Source organism: Pseudomonas sp. AK106, from assembly GCF_053903055.1.
Genome location: NZ_CP096426.1, coordinates 1,287,235 through 1,305,049, shown reverse-complemented (window position 1 = coordinate 1,305,049; position 17,815 = coordinate 1,287,235). Strand labels below are relative to the sequence as shown.

General features: G+C 60.7%; 15 protein-coding genes and 2 pseudogenes. 6 read left to right on the top strand and 11 right to left on the bottom strand.

From position 1 onward, the window contains the following. Positions 1–168: 168 nt before the first annotated feature. From M1E04_RS05950 to M1E04_RS05920, 7 genes and pseudogenes are all read right to left on the bottom strand, one after another. Positions 169–1,110 (bottom strand): PfkB family carbohydrate kinase, encoded by a 942-nt coding sequence (locus M1E04_RS05950; RefSeq protein WP_456292546.1) that lies wholly within the window; start codon positions 1,108–1,110, stop codon positions 169–171. After that, on the bottom strand, positions 1,100–2,569 hold the full coding sequence (locus tag M1E04_RS05945; RefSeq protein ID WP_456292545.1) for a purine-cytosine permease family protein: 1,470 nt from the start codon (positions 2,567–2,569) through the stop codon (positions 1,100–1,102). The genes M1E04_RS05950 and M1E04_RS05945 overlap by 11 nt, the downstream gene beginning before the upstream one ends. 159 nt (positions 2,570–2,728) lie before the next feature. After that, on the bottom strand, positions 2,729–3,745 hold the full coding sequence (locus M1E04_RS05940; RefSeq protein ID WP_369318379.1) for an ADP-ribosylglycohydrolase family protein: 1,017 nt from the start codon (positions 3,743–3,745) through the stop codon (positions 2,729–2,731). Further along, the gene (locus tag M1E04_RS05935; RefSeq protein WP_192135167.1) at positions 3,742–4,455 is read right to left on the bottom strand and encodes a GntR family transcriptional regulator; all 714 of its coding nucleotides are present in this window, start codon (positions 4,453–4,455) and stop codon (positions 3,742–3,744) included. The genes M1E04_RS05940 and M1E04_RS05935 overlap by 4 nt, the downstream gene beginning before the upstream one ends. Positions 4,456–4,626: 171 nt before the next feature. Continuing rightward, positions 4,627–5,295, bottom strand: coding sequence for a DsbA family oxidoreductase (locus tag M1E04_RS05930; protein ID WP_065992518.1), 669 nt, complete (start codon positions 5,293–5,295; stop codon positions 4,627–4,629). 110 nt (positions 5,296–5,405) lie between these two features. Beyond that, a complete protein-coding gene (locus M1E04_RS05925; protein WP_065992516.1) occupies positions 5,406–6,398 on the bottom strand; it encodes an alpha/beta fold hydrolase in 993 nt (330 codons plus the stop codon). 156 nt (positions 6,399–6,554) lie between these two features. Next, positions 6,555–7,163, bottom strand: a pseudogene (locus M1E04_RS05920) (5-methyltetrahydropteroyltriglutamate--homocysteine S-methyltransferase); the annotation flags it as partial. A 207-nt stretch (positions 7,164–7,370) separates the two neighbouring features. Here M1E04_RS05920 and metR point away from each other — a divergent pair. Further along, positions 7,371–8,288 (top strand): transcriptional regulator MetR, encoded by a 918-nt coding sequence (metR, locus tag M1E04_RS05915; protein WP_065992512.1) that lies wholly within the window; start codon positions 7,371–7,373, stop codon positions 8,286–8,288. A gap of 28 nt (positions 8,289–8,316) precedes the next feature. On the opposite strand, the gene M1E04_RS05910 is transcribed toward metR, so the two are convergent. The 3 genes from M1E04_RS05910 to M1E04_RS05900 form a co-directional block, all read right to left on the bottom strand. Beyond that, complete coding sequence (locus M1E04_RS05910; RefSeq protein WP_065993203.1) at positions 8,317–8,721, bottom strand: NUDIX hydrolase; 405 nt, start codon at positions 8,719–8,721, stop codon at positions 8,317–8,319. A 2-nt stretch (positions 8,722–8,723) separates the two neighbouring features. Further along, positions 8,724–9,815 (bottom strand): D-alanine--D-alanine ligase, encoded by a 1,092-nt coding sequence (gene ddlA, locus M1E04_RS05905; RefSeq protein ID WP_192135175.1) that lies wholly within the window; start codon positions 9,813–9,815, stop codon positions 8,724–8,726. A 162-nt stretch (positions 9,816–9,977) separates the two neighbouring features. Then, positions 9,978–10,247, bottom strand: a complete 270-nt coding sequence (locus tag M1E04_RS05900) for a type B 50S ribosomal protein L31 (RefSeq protein WP_065992508.1) — start codon at positions 10,245–10,247, stop codon at positions 9,978–9,980. 200 nt (positions 10,248–10,447) lie between these two features. Between M1E04_RS05900 and M1E04_RS05895 the strand changes: the two genes are divergently transcribed. From M1E04_RS05895 to M1E04_RS05880, 4 genes and pseudogenes are all read left to right on the top strand, one after another. Beyond that, positions 10,448–10,819 (top strand): hypothetical protein, encoded by a 372-nt coding sequence (locus M1E04_RS05895; protein WP_192135177.1) that lies wholly within the window; start codon positions 10,448–10,450, stop codon positions 10,817–10,819. A 231-nt stretch (positions 10,820–11,050) separates the two neighbouring features. After that, a pseudogene (locus M1E04_RS05890) lies at positions 11,051–11,308 on the top strand (helix-turn-helix domain-containing protein); the annotation flags it as partial. Between the two features lie 144 nt (positions 11,309–11,452). After that, a complete protein-coding gene (locus M1E04_RS05885) occupies positions 11,453–12,595 on the top strand; it encodes an OpgC domain-containing protein (protein ID WP_456292544.1) in 1,143 nt (380 codons plus the stop codon). Between the two features lie 112 nt (positions 12,596–12,707). Continuing rightward, entirely contained in the window at positions 12,708–13,328 is a 621-nt protein-coding gene (locus M1E04_RS05880; RefSeq protein ID WP_456292543.1) for a hypothetical protein, read from the top strand. Positions 13,329–13,570: 242 nt separating this feature from the next. Here M1E04_RS05880 and M1E04_RS05875 read toward each other — a convergent pair whose 3' ends face one another. Next, positions 13,571–14,023 carry a hypothetical protein gene (locus tag M1E04_RS05875; protein ID WP_456292542.1) on the bottom strand — a complete coding sequence of 151 codons (453 nt, stop codon included), beginning with the start codon at positions 14,021–14,023 and terminating at the stop codon, positions 13,571–13,573. Positions 14,024–14,647: 624 nt separating this feature from the next. Between M1E04_RS05875 and M1E04_RS05870 the strand changes: the two genes are divergently transcribed. Continuing rightward, positions 14,648–17,770 carry a transglycosylase domain-containing protein gene (locus M1E04_RS05870; RefSeq protein ID WP_456292541.1) on the top strand — a complete coding sequence of 1,041 codons (3,123 nt, stop codon included), beginning with the start codon at positions 14,648–14,650 and terminating at the stop codon, positions 17,768–17,770. Positions 17,771–17,815: the final 45 nt, after the last annotated feature.

Here is a 17,815-nt window from a genome sequence, read left to right as displayed (position 1 = left end):
CTGGCCGCAGACCGTAGGAGCGTGGCTTGTCCCGCGATCGACTGCGCAGCAGTCGTAAACCGGACGACTCGGTCCTTCCTGAGGAACGCAGTCAGCGGATTGGCTGCCGCTTCGCGCCAGATCGCGGGACAAGCCACGCTCCTACAGGTCATGCGATGGCGGGGGTCATCAGGGTGCCAGGGGAAATTCGCTGCTGCCGACTAACTCATCCACCTCTGCCGCCGTCGGCGCAGTCGCCGGGCCCCAGCGGGTGACAGCGATGGCTGCGGCCGCATTGGCCCGCAATGCCGCCTCCGGTGCTGAAAGCCCCGACGCCAGCCCGGCCAGCAACACGCCCGCATGGGCATCGCCGGCGCCGTTGGTGTCGATGGCCGTTACCGGGAAGCCGCGCACGTGTCGGGTCTCGGAACCCTGACGGATCCAGCAGCCATTCGCTCCGTCGCGCACCACCATCAAGGCATCCTTGCGCAGCCAGTGCGCCAGCCTGTCCAAGGCCCCATCGATCGTCTCGCACCCGGTGAAGCGCAGCGCTTCTTCGGCATTGCTCGTCCACAGCGTGATCAATGGCAACACCGCCTGCATCCCGGACGCCTCCGGCGAATCGATCAGCGGACCCGGATCGAACACCACGCCCGCCCCCGCCGGCAAGCGCGCGAGCCAGTCCAGCAGCGTCGACACCTTGCCTTCGTGCAGCAAGCTGTAGCCGCTGACGAACACGTAATCCTCAGGCTGTACATCGACGCCACCCAGATCGTCAGCCGACAAACCACCCTCGGCACCGACGTAGGAAATGAACGAGCGCTCGGCGGAAGGCTCGATGAGCGCCACCGACAGGCCAGTGTCCTGACCCATCGACGCCGCCGCCGCGATGTCGATGCCTTCTGCCGCCATGGCCTGCCGCGCCAGATCGCCGAAACGCCCCGCACCGTGGCGACCGAGGTAGAGCGTTGGCATGCCACTGCGTCGTGCGGCGGCCATCACGTTGAATCCCCCGCCGGTTTCGAAGGCCGCCGAGCGGGCGAGCACATCGCCGCCGGAGCGAGGCAAGGCGTCCAGCGCCATGACCAGATCGACCACGACCTGGCCGGTGTAGAGCAATCTAGCGGGCATGAACAACCTCATCGGCAACAACGCGACGGTCACGGGCGCCGCCCAGCAAAGCATACACACCGCCCGCGACCACGAAGGTCACGATCCAGCCCAGCCCGTTATGGCCGAACCACGAGTCGGACAGCAAACCTTTGAATATCACGTTCTCCGGCGTGGTCGCGACGGTGGTGAAACTGTACCCAAGCACGATGGCCAGAACCCACGCACCCAGCGCACGCCACTCGATACCGCCGCGATACCAGTAAGCACTGCGCGGCGAGACGTCCATCAAGTCAGCGGGGGAATAGTAATGGCGATGCATCAGGTCGACGACGAAGATCCCGACCCACGCGGTGATTGGCACGGCTAGCATCGAAATGAACGTGATGAACGGGCCGTAGAAACTGTCGGCGATCAGCATGAAGTAAATCGAGCCGGCGAAGATCGCCACGATGTCGACAATCACTGCGTGCACGCGCTTGATCCTCAGGCCCAGCGTCAGCGTGGTCAGGCCCGCCGAGTACACCGACAGATTGTTGGAGAGCAGCAGCCCGCCGAACGCCGTGATCAGGTACGGCACGGCCATCCAGGTCGGCAGCAGTTCGCGGATCGCGATGATCGGATCGGTGGCCGACGCCAGGTGGTCATTGCCCACCGACAGCAGCCCGCCCAGGGTGATCAGCAACACCAATGGAATGCCTGCGCCGAAAGCGGCCGAGGCCACCAGCCGCGTGGCCTTGACGCTGCGATGCTGATAGCGCGACATGTCGGCGCCCGCGTTGGCCCAGCCGATGCCCGTGCCGGCCGCCATGGTGCCGATGCCGATGATCATCGCGCTCACCGGTGCAGGCGCGGCGTTGAACACGGCCGCCCAGTCGATGTGCGCGATCAGGAACCCGCCGACGATGACGTTCAAAGCGCCAAAGATGTACGTCGCCCATTTCTGAATGACCAGCAGCGTGGCGTGGCCGAGCCCGGAAACGGTCAGCGTCATCAGCACGAAAATGGCGATGAACACCAGGGTCAGGCCCGGCGCACTTTTAGCTTCCACCGGCGTGGCGAAGAGAATCGAGCACAGCGACAGCAGTACGAAAGCGGCGGTCGTGGTGTTCACCGTCTCCCAGCCCAGGCGCGACATCAGCGAGACGATGGTAGGGCCGATATTACCGCGCACCCCGAAAATCGCCCGCGACAGCGTCAGACTCGGTGCCCTGCCCCGTCGGCCGGCAATGGAGATGACCCCCACGACAGCAAACGAACCGGCCGCGCCGAGGATCGCCACGATGATCGCCTGCCCGATCGACAGCCCGCGAAAGGCCACGAGCGTTGCCCCCAGCGGCAAACCGAGGATGCTGATGTTGGCCGCAAACCACACCCAGAAAAGCTGCAACGGGTGGCCGTTGCATTCGTTCTCCGGGACTGGTTCGATGCCGCGTGTTTCAAGCTGACCTGCGCCTTGAGCGGCGTTGGATGTCGTCATGTGAATGCTCCTGTGCCATTTGTTCTGGTTGTGGGCAGTACGCAAAGCAAACGACATCCGTGTCAGCGTGGGCTTTTGCAGGCTGCAAAAACCCTGACTCGCCGCTACATGGAGCCGCGAGGTAGGTCTTGTTCTTTATACGGGCTGGCTTCGGTCGGATCAGACCCCGCGCAGGGACAGCAACTGCTCGACCACGGGATGAAGGTCGAGCGCGTTGACGGTCTGGATCTCTTCGATCAGCGGTGCGGGCCAGGCGGCCATGCCCTCGCAGGCACCGAGCATCGCCCCGAGAATAGCGGCGATGGTGTCGGTGTCACCGCCCAGACTGGCGGCCATGCACAGTGCGTCGAATGCCGACAACTGCCCGCGAGCCACCTGATGCGCGACAGTGAACGCAGCGACGACCGATTCCTGGGAGGCGACGGACGTGCCGATCACGTCATAAATCAATTCGGGCAGTTGTTCATTGCTGCATTCGACGCACAGTTGTTTGGCCCACCGGATTCGGGCGGCAATGCGGCCGCCGGCGATCCAGTACCCGTAGCCCTCGGCCTCATGGGCGATGCGCGCGCCGACGTCGAGGGCTTCGCCCAGAGTGGCACCGCTGATACCCGCCGAGACAACCGCCGCGACCGCTGCTGCGCTGGAGATCCCGAGATTGGTGTTGTGGGTGACCTGGCAGGCCTGTTTGACCGCCTCGACGAAACGCGCCTCTTCGCGCACATCGAAGGCAATGCCCACCGGCGTGATGCGCATGGCGGCGCCGTTGGTGGTGCCGAAACGCCCCGATTCTTCGGGGCTGTGACCGGCCAGAATCATCTCGATGGCGCGCTTGGTCGAGGGGCCGAGCAGGTCTTGCGAACCCTTGGCCTGCATCACCGCTTCCCAGTCGATCAGGCTCTGCGCCAGATCCGACGGCTCGATGCGCCCTTCTCCAGCGACCAGCAGTTCAGCGACCAAAACGGCTTGTTCGGTGTCATCGGTGATCGATCCGGCAGGCATGTTCGGCGCAATAGGCTGATCGGCACCGGCAGCCTGCAACGTAGTGATGCGGTCGAATCGCTGCCTGATCTGCTCGCGACTCAAGGACTGCGTCGGCATGCCCAACGCGTCGCCCAGCGCCAATCCGTAAAAAGCGCCCAGGCCTCGGTCGCGCGTGTCGATCAGTGCAGTCATGTGGGTGATCCAAAAGCCAGATGCAGACGAAAATGCACGGGGTCCAGAAGGCTTTCCACGTGCTCCATGAAACGTTCGCGGCGATCAAAAGTAGTGCGAGTCGCCTTGAGGAACACCGAACCCGGCTGGCGCAACATCAGCGCCGCGTCGTCGTTGCTCAGGGGCTCGGCACCGATCCACTGATCGCCGCGATCACCGACATACCCGTGGGCAGCCAGGGTGACCGTCAGCGAATCATCGATCAGCCCGTCGCGGGGCAGATTTTCCAGGCCATCGCACGCCGGGATCAAGACACGCTCCAGGGAAACCACGCTGCCATCCCCCGCCGTGCGCCGACGATCCAGCGCGATGAACTCGGCCGTGCCGAACCGTCCTGCCAGATCAGGCCGCTGCACCGCCACCAGACGCAGAATCTCGGTGCTGACCCTGGCCCCCGTGTCGGCCAGGGCCTGGGCCCAACCGGCGCGCTGATCCAGCGAGATGCCGTCGTAGGTGACGATCGAACCGACGCCGGTTTGCGTGGCGATGTAGTTGCGCCGCTTGAGCTCGGACAGCGCCTCGCGCAGCGTACCGCGGCTGACGTTGAATTCCTGTGCGAGCAGATTCTCGCCCGGCAACAACTCGCCCGACCCCATCTGTCCGGTCTCGATGCGTCGGGCCAGCTCATCCACCACACGTTTTTTCTTGTCGAATCGAACCTGTCTAATCATGTACAAATTGATATCCGAAAGTGGCTGGGAGGAGCAAGTGTTTTTTGAAATGCAATGACGGAGGCGTAACAGCAGGTGACGGCTGCACGCGCAGAAGGATAATCGGCCGTCCGGGGTCGAAGAGCCCGGATCAGCCGCCTGTGCGCTGCGCGTCAGGCCTCATCTCACCTTTCAATCAGCCCGATTCACTACGCTCGATTCTTCGCCCACGATCTGACGAATGGCGCTGACGAACACGTCGACGGGTTGCCCACCGGAAACGGCGTACTGGTCGTTGAAGACGATCGTCGGCACCGAACTCACGCCCCGCGATACCCACAGTTGCTCGAGTTCTCGAACGTCGCTGGCGTACTGATCGCTGGCCAGCAAGGCCTCGGCGCGCACCCGGTCCAGCCCCACTTTCTGCGCAACATCCGCCAGCACCTGGTGGCTGGATACGTTGGCATGCTGGCTGAAATACGCCGTGAACAGCGCTTCTTTCAGCGCGTGCTGCTTGCCTTCCAGCTCAGCCCAGTGCAGCAGTCGATGGGCGTCGAAGGTGTTGAAAATGCGCCGCTCGCCCTGCTTGAAGACGAACCCGAGTTCTGCACCGCGCTCACGGATATTCTCGGCGTTGGCCTGGAATTGTTCCCGCGTCGAGCCGTACTTTTCGGCGATGTGCTCGAAGATGTCCTGGCCTTCAGGCGGCATTTGCGGGTTGAGTTCGAAGGGCTGGAAGTGAATGTCGGCTTGAACTTCATCGCCCAGATGCTCAAGCGCCTGGTCCAGCGCGCGCAGGCCGACGATGCACCAGGGGCAGGACACATCGGAGATGAAATCGATTTTCAGCGGAGTGCTCATGGCAGCCTCGTGCAAGAGAGGAAAAGCACCACGATACGCCGATCACGGTGGCGCTCAAACCCTACACCGGCACGCCCACCCTCAATGGGCGGGTCAACCCCGCCGTCTTATTAGAGCTGCGCGACGTGGGATGCGTCTTCACGATGCTCGCGCAAATACGGCAACACGGCCGCCAGCAGCGGGGCCTTGAAGGCTTCCTGAAAGCGGTGGGCCAGGCCGGGAATGAGCTTCAGTTGACTGCCCTGTATGTGTGCCGCCACGTGGATTCCGTGCATGACCGGCAGCAGCGGGTCGGCGGTGCCGTGAACGACCAGCGTCGGCACGCGCAGACGATTCAACAATTCCACTCGGCTGGGCTCGGACAGGATCGCCAGAATCTGGCGCTTCACGCCTTCAGGATTAAACGCCCGGTCGTAGGAAACCGCCGCCTGATGCAACAGCATCTGCCGATCATCCTTGACCTCCGGGCTGCCCAGCGCCGCCAGAAGATCGGCCTGTTGCTCGAGGGCAGTCTGCCGGTCAGGCGCGCCGCGACGGGCCAATAGTTGCAACAGCGCCGGGCTGGGCATCGGCAGCCCGGGCGCGCCGGAGCTGGTCATGATCAGCGTCAGGCTCTCCACGCGCTTGGGCGCCATGTCCGCCAGATGCTGCGCAATCATGCCGCCCATGCTCGCCCCCAGCACATGGAATTGCTGGACGTGCAGCGCGTCCATCAGGCCGAGCGCGTCCTGAGCCATGTCGGTCAGCGAATACGGCGCCGACACCGGCAGGCCGATTTTGTAGCGCAGCACTTCGTAGGTAAGGTTGGGACTCGGCGGCGCCTGGACCCAGGTCGACAATCCTACGTCCCGGTTGTCGTAGCGAATCACGCGAAAGCCCTGCTGGCACAAGGCAACGACCACTTCGTCCGGCCAGTGGATCAGTTGACCGCCAAGCCCCATGACCAACAGCAGCGCCGGATCGGAATCACGCCCGATGCTTTGATACGCCAGGTGCACGTCATCGAGCTCGACCACCTGCGTGGGAACGTCAACATCGCATCGAGAGGCCGCAAAAGACGACAGGCTGCACAAGAGCGCAGCCAGAAAAAGTAAAACCCGCATGGAAAAACACCGACACACAGAACCCCAGTAGGCCGCGAGTCTGATGAAGTTTGCTCAAGCGCGCTGCCACAGTTGCGTGACAGTTTGATGAAGAGGGCTGAGCGGTAGCAAAACGGTCATCTCACCCTGTTTTCACGCGGCCGCTGTTGCCGGCGAGCTGATCGAATCTGCCACCCACAGGTTGTCGGCGAAGCGCAGTTGAGCCTCTTTTACCACCTCAAGGGCGGCTTCGCTGTCGGTGCCAGCGGGGTCAAGTTCGCCTGCCACACCCAGCGACAGCACCTTGTAGATGGGCAGGCGGTCCAGCACCAGAGGCATTTGCTCCGGGGCACTGAGCACATCGACATGCAGGCCTTGCACTGGCAAAGACACCGCAAGGCCAAGGTTGCTGCCCAGCCCCAGACCGCCGCAGGAGACCGCGAGCAGCTTTTTAAGCGGCGAGTATTGCAAGGCGTGGTACGCGCGCTCGAAGGCGTTCTTCCAGTCCTGGGGCAGGTCGAGGGTCAGAATTGGCTCGTCGATCTGTACCCACTCGACGCCCTTGCCCGCCAGCCGGCCGAGGATCTCGCCGTAGACCGGCAGCAGACGGTCGAGCAGGTCGAGCTTGTCGAAGCCCTCCCCTTCCGCTTGCCCCAGCCAGAGGTACGTCAACGGACCGATGATCTCCGGCCGGAGGGTGTGGCCCTCGGCGCGGGCCTGGTCGACCTCATCGAACAGCGGCGCCCAGCTCAGGTTGAAGCGCTGGTCATGGGTAAACGTTGGCACCGAATCCACATCAATGCCGTCACCCAGGGTTTCGAGGATGTGCTTGAAGCCCCTGGCCACGCCGATGTGAGGAAAATTAGAGTTGTTGACCTGGCCCATGCTGACTGCTTCCTTCAAAAGATGGCGCCATTGTCGACACTTACCCTGACATGAGACAAACTCATTAAATTCGTGTTGATCACAAAATTTACTCATGGAGCGCCGTCGGTGCTGGAAATTCGCCACCTGAAAACCCTGCATGCGTTACGCGAAGCAGACAGCCTCGTTGACGCCGCTGACCGCCTGCATCTGACGCAGTCGGCGCTGTCGCACCAGTTCAAGGAGCTGGAAGAACGCATGGGCATGCCGCTGTTCGTGCGCAAGACCAAACCGGTGCGCTTCACCAGCGCGGGCCTGCGACTGCTGCAACTGGCCGACTCGGTACTGCCGCAACTGCGCCATGCCGAACGGGATATTTCGCGACTGGCCGGCGGTGTCGCGGGGCGTCTGCACATGGCCATCGAATGCCACAGTTGCTTTCAGTGGCTGATGCCGACGATCGACCAGTTCCGCGATGCATGGCCGGAGGTGGAACTTGATCTGGCGTCAGGCTTCGCTTTCGCGCCCCTCCCCGCCCTGGCCCGTGGCGATCTGGATCTGGTGGTGACGTCGGACCCGCTGGAGCTGGCAGGCATTACCTATGTGCCGCTGTTCACCTACGAAGCGATGCTCGCGGTTGCCAATCAGCATCCGCTGGCGGCCAGGCCGTATGTCGTGCCGGAAGATTTGATCAATGAAACCCTGATCACCTACCCCGTCGAGCGCGACCGCCTGGACATCTTCACGCGTTTCCTTGAGCCGGCCGACATCGAACCGGCGCAGGTGCGCACGTCCGAGCTGACGGTGATGATGATGCAACTGGTCGCCAGCGGCCGCGGCGTGTGCGGGATGCCCCACTGGGCGCTGCATGAATACAGCTCACGCGGGTACGTGAAGGGCAAGCGGCTGGGGGAAAAAGGATTGTTCGCCACGCTGTACGCGGCGATTCGCGCTGACATGCTGGACGCGCCCTACATGCGTGACTTCTTGCTGACGGCGAAGGACACGTCGTTTTCGACACTGGACGGGGTAAGCGCGGTTCGTTAACCCGCCGCACCGCACCCCCCCATCAAAATCAGGCGATTGGCAGGCCTCGGTACAGCGGCAATATCGAATCCCGGGTCAGCGGCGCCAGGTGCAACTGCTCAATATTCTCGCCGTCGACCCAGATCGCTTCCTCGATCTCGGCCGCGGGATTGACCGGCTCGTCCACGTGAACGCCGTACAGCTGGCAGTTCACTTCGAAGCCCGGCTCATTCGCCGCCACCGCCGAAAACTCGCCCAGGAATCGCGCGTGTTCAGGCGCGATGACCAGCCCCAGTTCTTCGTTCAGCTCACGGGCCAGCGCATCGAGCGCCGACTCGCCGGCATCGATCTTGCCGCCCGGCTGCATGAACGCTTCGGTCCCGCGCTTACGCACCAGCAGCGTCTTGCCATCGGCACGGGTCAGCAGCGCGGCGGCAATACGGAGCGTCTTCACCGTCACAGCACCACCTCGGTTTTCAGCGCGCGGGTTTCTTCGGCACGTTCCAGCGCCAGGGTGATTAACCGATCGATCAGCTCGGCGTAGCTCAATCCGCTGGCCTGCCAGAGTTTCGGGTACATGCTGATGGAGGTGAAGCCGGGGAGCGTGTTGACCTCGTTGATGATGATTTCCCGTGCCTCGGTGACAAAGAAATCCACCCGCGCCAAACCGGCGCAGCCCAGCACGCGATAGGCCTGCAGCGCCACTTCACGCACGGCCTCGCTCATCTCTTCGGCCATCTGCGCGGGGATGGCGATGCGCGCCTGACCGTCGTTCAGGTACTTGGTGTCGTAGGCGTAAAACTCGTCATTGGCCACGACCTCACCGCACACACTGACCTTCGGCTCGTGGTTGCCCAGCACGGCGCATTCCACTTCGCGACCGACGATACCCTGCTCGATCAGCACCTTGTTGTCGTACTCGAAGGCCAGCTTCAGGGCGGCTGCATAGCCGGCCTCGTCGGTGACTTTGCTCACGCCAACCGACGATCCCTGGCACGCCGGTTTGACGAAAAGCGGCAGGCCCAGCTGGGCGGAGACGCTGACGAAATCCACGGTCTCGCCACGCTGAAGGACCACGAACGGCGCCACCGATATACCCGCATCGCGCAGCAGCCGTTTGGTCACATCCTTGTCCATGCAAGCCGCGGAGCTCAGCACATCCGGGCCCACGAACGGAATGTCCAGCAGCCGCAGCATGCCTTGCAGGCAGCCGTCTTCGCCGAAACTGCCATGGATCAGCGGGAACACCACGTCGATGCGCGGCACCTCTGCGCCGGTCTGCACTTCCACGAATTGCGGCCCGCTGGCGCCCGGCATCAGCGAAAGCAGACGCCCGGAGTCACTGAGCTTGATGTGCGCAGGATCAGTAGGGTTCTGCAGGTAATCCTGCTCGTCGAAGCGCAGCCAGTGGCCCTGCTTGTCGACACCAATGAGGGTGATGGAGAAGTTGTTGCGATCAATCGCGTTGATCACGTTGCGCGCCGATTGCAACGACACTTCATGCTCGGAGGATTGCCCACCGAAAACGATGGCGACTGACTTTTTCAAAGGGGGATGCTCCTGAATTTCAGGTCGCAGAGCTAAAAGCAATTTGGCCCGATAGTCCAGTGCCAAGGTGGCTTGCGAGACGGAATACAGGAAAAACGGGGCAAAAAAATCCCGCGCCCGGGTGATCGACTGGCGATGCCCGGAGCGCGGGAGGTGCTGCTGTCATTCCTCTTTCCTGGCGCCGGAACCGAAGGTCGCGAAGCGCTTGTTGAAGCCCGCGATGCGGCCTTCGGTGGTGGTCTTGCGTTGTTGACCGGTGTACATGGGATGCGACGCGCTGGACACGTCGAGGGCAACATAAGGGTAGGTGGTGCCATCGGTGTGCGTGTGTGTGCGATCGGTATCAACCGTGGAGCCGATCAGGAAAAACACATCGGCAGCAGTGTCGTGGAAGAGCACTTTACGGTAGTCGGGATGGATGTCGGGCTTCATCGTTTTTCTCCAGAATGTAAACAATCATGTAATACGTTATACAGTATCAATTCGATAAAGTTCAACCGCTAACGATTTTGTAACGGTTACAACTTTCGCCTTTTCCGCCGCTTCCCCTGCCGCTAACGTTCGCGCCTCTGACGACCTCAGCCCGGTCCTCGACGGGAACGGAATGAACAAAAACACCAGGAGGGAGTGCCATGCACTTGATCGATCGATACGAAATGAGTGTCCCGGGACACATGAAGCTGATTGACGCCCGCAGCGCGTTGAATCATCTGCAGCGTCTGGTCCAGGCAACTGGCGGCAAGCCTGAATCCGAGCAACTCGTCAGCCTGATCGAAACGATCGTGGAGGCTTTTCACGAAGCCGCTGACGACGTCATGCCGGTCAACGACCACGACGTGTTCATGCGCCAGGCGTGTGAATGGAACTACATCGCGCTGTCTCCCAGAGAGCGTGAAGTGCTCCACGAGATCCGCTGCTGCAACGACGAGGGCAAAGAAGACATTTATCGAATGGTCAGCGAGACGCTGGACCGCAAGCCGATGCTGATGCCGCAAGCTCAGTAATTCACGGTTGGGTTGGAAATCTCCGCGAAAAAAGGGGCGCCTGTGAGTTCCCCTGGTGCATTGCTCGTCGTTAAAAATGCCGGTTCCAGGCCAACCTGACGGTGTCGCAGGGATGAGATCGAATGAAAGCGTTGAGCCGCCGTCCACCAGTCGATTTCGGACTGCTCTACGGCTTGCGAGCCGAGACGGCAGGCTCACCTGAGCGCGCCATCGCATTTTCGTTTATTTCGAATAACATCCTCAGTTCTAGGCAACGTTGTCAGGGTGGTCCCGGTGCATGCCGAACTGACGACTCAGGAAGCCGCTGATCTCCTCAACGTCTCTAGACCTCATCTCGTCAAGCTGCTTGGGGAAGGCGCTCTTCCTCACTTTAAAACCGGTCGCCACCGCAGGGTGTTGTTCTCTGACCTGATGGCGTTCAAGAACAAACGCGACGAAGCCAGCCGAAAACCGATGGATGATTTGTCCCGGCTTTCAGAAGAGCTATAAAGCGAGACATCCTGCAACATCCACCCTTTGCTTTTACCCCGCAAACCCGCCACCCTGCGCGCCGCCGATCAGACCCTGCTGACGGCAAGGAACCATGGCCCCATTGGCCCCTCTTCTTTAAACACCTTTGCAAGGCCCACCGTCATGACGAACGGACGCGACCATCGCATCGACTTCTTTCGGGGTCTGGCGCTGATTTTCATTTTTTGGGATCACGTGCCAGCCAACCCTTTCGCGCAACTGACGCTGCGCAATTTTGGCTTCAGCGACGCCGCCGAGGTGTTCGTGTTTCTCGCCGGCTATGCCGCCGTACTCGCTTACGGGCGCGTGGCGCAGCGTGACGGTTATGTCGTGGCGTGCCTGCGTATCCTGCGGCGCACATGGGTGCTGTACGTCGCGCACATCTTCTTGCTGACGCTGCTGATGGGCATCGTTTTCGTCGCCAACAATCACGTCGAAACCCGGGACATGGTGCGGGAGATGGGGCTGGAGTATTTCGTCGGCAACCCGCAGCAGGCGCTGGCCGATGAGCTGTTGCTGCGCTTTAAACCCAACCTCACCGACCCGCTGCCGCTGTACATCCTGCTGATGGGCACGTTGCCGTTGATCCTGCCTGTCATGCTGCGCAACGCAGCAATGGCGATCGGCCTGTCGATTGGCCTGTACATGATGGTGCCGTTGCTGGGCTGGAACCTGCGCGCCTACGAAGGCGGCGGTTACTGGTATTTCAATCCCGTCGCCTGGCAGTTGATCTTCGTGCTCGGCGGGGCCTTTGCCTTGCACACCCAACGCGAGCTGAACGCAAAGCCCCCTGCTCGCCCGCTTTGGCAACAGCCGTTGTTTCTCGTAGCGGCGGCTTACCTGCTGCTGGCCGGCGTCATCACCGTGCTGTGGAAATTTCCCGACGTGCATGACGCGCTCCTGCCTACCGCGCTCACCGAATTGATCTACCCAATCAGCAAAACCGACCTGTCGCCGGTGCGCCTGCTGCATTTCCTTGCGCTGGTGTCTGTCGTCGCGAAGACGCTGCCGACGTCGATGACCTGGCTCGACAACTGGCCTGTCCAGCAGACCTGCCGGATGGGCCGCTATTCGCTGGAGATCTTCTGCCTGGGCGTCCTCCTCGCCCCGCTGGCCGACATGGCGAACGCGCTGGCTGACGATGCCTGGCAAATGCGCGTGATCACCGCGTTGTTGGGGCTGGGATTGATGCTGCTGTTGTCGAACTGGCTGGAGTTGAACAAGCGATTGGGCAGTCCGAAAGCGGTGCAGGTGGTGAAGGTTTGAGAACAGCGTCTCACTGAGGGGGCTCTTCGGAAATTTCCTACTGGTTTATCAGGCAAAGCTTTTTCGCGAATTGCCGTTACGCGAAGGAGTGGACAAATCAGCGGAGGAAAAAATGGAACTACATCACCTGATGCAGCACGTGGCTTTAGCACCAGCGAGGATCTCAGTACAGCTAAAGCAGGGCGACGAATCCCCCGGCAGCCTAGACGTGTCTCAAGGCCCAGTTGCCGTGGAAGATGAACAACCGTGGCTTACCGAGCCGAATATGAAGAACATAACGAGCATGGCCGACTATCTTTCCTTGAAAAGGATTGATGCGGCCATATCGCTTGAACTGGCAAATCTGGCTTATACGTCATTCAAAAACGAGCTCTATAACCTACGACCGGAACTGGCTTCCAAAAACTTCAGCTTTGGCTTTGATAGCAGTGGGAATATCCAGATACTCGACCCTCAGGAAAGTCTCTCCACAGAGGAGCGGATCTGGCTGACAGAGCAGCTAAAGCACCGAGGCATAAAGGATCATTTGGTCGCCCACTCCAGCGCAATGTCAGCGTTAGCCAAATATGACAAAACCGGCTTCAATGCCCGCTACAAGCTTGAAGCGGCTGATATCGCCCGGATTGTTGACTACGGAAAAATCCTCGAGAGTGAAGACATGGTACAGACGTGGAAGAAACAGATAGACGAGAGAGCGGAGAGAAAGCCTTCCCTGATTTCTGAACATGTTTAATTGATCGGGACAGGCCTGGCTTGTACAGTGTTCAGCCAGGCATCTTCTTATAGGGGGCCTGGAATACTTTTAATCAGCGTCTGCCTACAAATATGACCGAACACTCTTAGATCCTTGCCAGCCTCCACATCTCCAGCCTTTCCCAGCAGATAGTTCGAGAAAGTATAACCACCCACGTAGTAAAAGCTTCTCCACGTATTTGTGCCATGGTCATAGCGGACAAAGTCCCGTGCTTGATGTCCTCACGCACAGCGTTCGAAATTGATAACCGCAACCGCTTTCCCGTTTTCGTCACTTGTGACCTCCTCCTTCACCGGCGCAATTCTGGATTGCGTGAGACTCAGCAGGAATTTGCCAATCGCGCCTTTCAACGGTGCTCCGACGGAGTCGGTAAACTCCGCTTCCAAAACGCCTAGGGTATAGCCCTGAGTCCACAGCCAAGTCGGTTCGGTATAACCTGAAGGAATCCTGTTAACACCGATTTCGTCGCTAAATTCGAAATCTTTTAAAACGGGGTAAGAGCCGATCGCCAAATGATAAGGCTGTCCAGATAAAGGGACATCCGCTCTGTGGATAACCCTGATAAGCACCTCAGTCCCAGGTATCAAACTAGAGAACTTATCTTCAGAATCAGGTTTTTTAAGCCAGTTAGCACCATCGAAGTATTCCAGCTCCCAAAACGGTGCACCTGACATCCTGGTGCGTTAGACACCAGTACATCTTGGCCTCGGACGGAAGTAAAACTGTAGTAGTGAACGGCGGTCTTGCCTTTAAGCACAGCGTCTAACACGTGAGTTTGATCAGACAACACAGTAAGAATCATCTCACCATCATCATGTACCTCAGAAACACTTTCCTCTAAACCTTTGGCATAGGGTTGAGCGGGGGAGATTGATTGAGCGCTGGCAGGCGCGGCGAGAGTACAGACACACGCTACAAAAAAGCCTCTTAACATGTCACTCAAAATTATTTTTCTGCTCATAGTTTCATCCTCTTTAAATTGATTTGCCACCGCATTCAGAGGTGACAAAAGGACGTAACTATCTCAATCAACGCCGGTCAACTGACGAGGCTGAAAACAAGAGATTTCCTACAAATCAGTCAGTCCCCATAACGGCCCCCGGGGAAGGAATAATCAGGCACGAGGCGCGAGGGGTCTAAGCGAGATCCCTCGCGCCTATCACGAAGTTCCAGCGGTTGGATGACGAACGTGCCTCCTAAAGAAGCCGACCGAGCGCCGGTCACAAACTCTTCACCCGCGCCCACCAGCGTCTACGCTTGTAACAAGTGCGATGTGCAGGTTTGACCGGGCTTACGATATGGGCGCTTTTTGGCATTCCGATACGAAGAAGGCTGCGGTCAAGGCTGACAGTCAGGGGAACGGATCAGTGCCAGCCCATGCTCGCCCACGGCGTTACGTGTGGCGGTTTTTGCTGGTGGCGGTGCTAATGGCAGCAGTGATCCTGGGATTTGTGGTCTCGACCGAGGTGCGCAGCTCCCGTTTGCAGGCGCAGGAGTTCAGTCATCTGGCCCAAGGCCTGAGCTACACCGTCGAAGCCGGTTCCAGCGACGCGATTGTGTATCCCGGTGACGGTCCTTTCGACAAGCGTCTGGGCTATTCCGCCCTCGGCGAATTCCTGCCGCGCTTGCTCAAGCGTGACTACCTGATCAGCGCTCAGGCGCGTTTCTCCCCTGATCTTATGTCCTACGCCAGGCGCGGTTTCTTCGTCCCGTATCAGGAGAAGATTCAATCCGGCCTGACCATTTCTGACTGTCGCGCCGCGCCGCTGTATCAGTACACCTACCCGCAGCAGCTGTACCCGACCTTTGCCGCGATCCCACCGGTGCTGGTCAACAGCCTATTGTTCATCGAGAACCGTGACTTGCTGGATGATCAGCGCCCGCTGGCCAACCCGGCGGTGGATTGGCCAAGGTTCTTCAAGGCGGCGCTCTCTCAAGTGGCGAAAATGGTGGGGTTGCCGGGGCAGTCGGCCGGTGGCAGCACGTTGGCGACACAGTTGGAGAAGTACCGGCACTCGCCGGACGGCCTGACGCTGTCGGGCAGCGAGAAGATTCGTCAGATGGTGTCCGCCAGCGTTCGCGCTTATCAGCCGGGGCAGCAGACCCTTGAGGCGCGGCAGCGGGTGGTGCGGGACTATCTCAACAGCGTGCCGCTGTCGGCGGTCCCGGGTCATGGTGAAGTCCACGGCATGGCCGAAGGGTTGCGGGTCTGGTACGGCGCGGACTTCGACCGCACCAACCAGTTGCTGGCGTCGACGGCAAAAGACGATAAAACCCAGGCGGCGCAGGGTTTGGCGCTGCGCGAGGTCCTGTCGCTGGTGATCGCGCAGCGCAGGCCCTCGCACTTTCTGGCGAAGGGGCGCAAGGAGCTCGCGGATCTGACTGACAGCCATCTGCGCGTGCTCGCGCAGAATCATGTCATCGATCAACCGCTGGCCGACGCCGCTCTGGCAGCCAGCGTGACCTATCGCGACTGGGTGCAGCAGCCGACCGTGCAACCGATTGAGAGTAACAAAGGCATCACCGTCGCCCGCACGCGGCTGTCGAACATGCTCAACCGTTCGCTCTACGACCTTGACCGCCTGGACCTTTCGGCCACCAGCACGCTGCAAAACGACCTGCAGGTCAGCGTCGGCCAGTACCTGCGCGACCTCGCCAAGCCCGAATTTGCCGGTCAGATGGGGCTGATCGGTGAGCATCTGCTGACGCCGGCCAGCACCCAGGCGGTGCGTTACAGCTTTACCCTGTTCGAGCGCGACCCCGATGGCTCGCGGGTGCGGGTGCAGACGGACAGCACGGATCAGCCGTTCGACATCAACGAGGGCAGCAAGCTGGAGCTGGGATCGACGGCCAAGATGCGCGTGCTGACGACGTACTTGCAGATCATCGCCGAGCTGCACGACAAGTACGTCGATCTGCCCGCCAGCGCCCTGAGAAAAATCCCGGTCGAGGAGTCCGACCGCCTTAGCCGCTGGGCGGTGGACTACCTGATTCAGAACACCGATCGGGACCTCGCGAAGATGCTCGCTGCGGCCCTCGATCGTCAGTATTCGGCCAGCCCCGGCGAAAGCTTTTTCACCGGCGGCGGCCTGCATCATTTCAATAATTTTCGCCGGGAGGACAACGCGCGCAACCCCACCCTTCGCGAGGCGTTGCGCGAGTCGATCAACTTGCCGTTCATTCGCCTGATGCGCGATCTGGTGCGTTACACCACCTACCAAGGGCCCAACAACAGCGCGGTGTTGCTCAAGGACGACAGCGATCCGAGGCGCCAGGAATACCTGGCCGATTTCGCCGATCGCGAGGGCAAGTCGTTCCTGCTGCGCTTCTGGAAACGCTATAAAAACAAATCCACCCAAGACCGGCTCGACACCTTCCTCGACGGGGTACATCCCGCGGCGAGCCGACTTGCCGCCGTGCACCGTTACCTGCTGCCTGACGCTTCGCAAAGCGCGTTCAATGCGTTCGTGCGGGCGCACATGGCCGGGGAAAAGGGTAAAACGGCGCTCACCGAGAAGCGCCTGGACGACCTCTATTTCGCCTACGGCCCTGGAAAGTTTGATCTGCCGGATCAAGGCTACGTTGCCCGCGTTCATCCGCTGGATCTGTGGCTGGTGGGGTATCTGCTGCAGAACCCGGACGCCACGTTCAAGGATGCCGTCGCGGCCAGCCGTTTCGAGCGTCAGGAGGTCTACAGCTGGCTGTTCAAGAGCCAGCACAAGAGCGCGCGCGACAGCCGCATTCGTACGATGCTGGAGATCGAAGCGTTTCTCGACATCCACCAGCGCTGGCAGCGGCTGGGGTATCCGTTCGATCATCTGGTGCCGTCGCTGGCCACCGCCATTGGCAGTTCCGGTGATCGGCCCGCCGCGCTTGCCGAACTCATCGGGATCATCCAGAACGATGGCATCCGCCTGCCGGTGTTGCGCATCGACAGCCTGCACTTTGCCGCGCAGACACCGTACGAAACGCAACTGATCAACAACCCCGAGCTGGGCAAACGGGTGCTGCCCTCGGAAGTCGCCGCAGCCATGCGCGAGGCGCTGTCGCAGGTGGTCGATGCCGGCACGGCAAGGCGCGTGTCCGGCAGTTTCAAAACCCGTGACGGCAGCGTGCTGGCCATGGGCGGCAAGACCGGCACGGGCGACAACCGTATCGAAAGCATTGGCGCAGGGGGTCGAATCCTGGCGTCCAAGGCCATCAACCGCACCGCGACGTTCGTGTTTTTCATCGGCGACAACCACTACGGCACGCTGACGGCCTACGTCCCGGGACGCGCCGCCGAGAGCTTCAAATTCACCTCCGCCCTTCCGGTGCAAGTCCTCAAAGGCATGGCGCCGATTCTCAGTCCCTACCTGGAGCCGGGCACTTTCACCCAGTGCAAAGCGCCCGTCCCTACGCAGGTGGCCACGCTTCTGTAACCGGTATCCATCGATCCCATGCCTCTGAAACGGGACGACAACCGT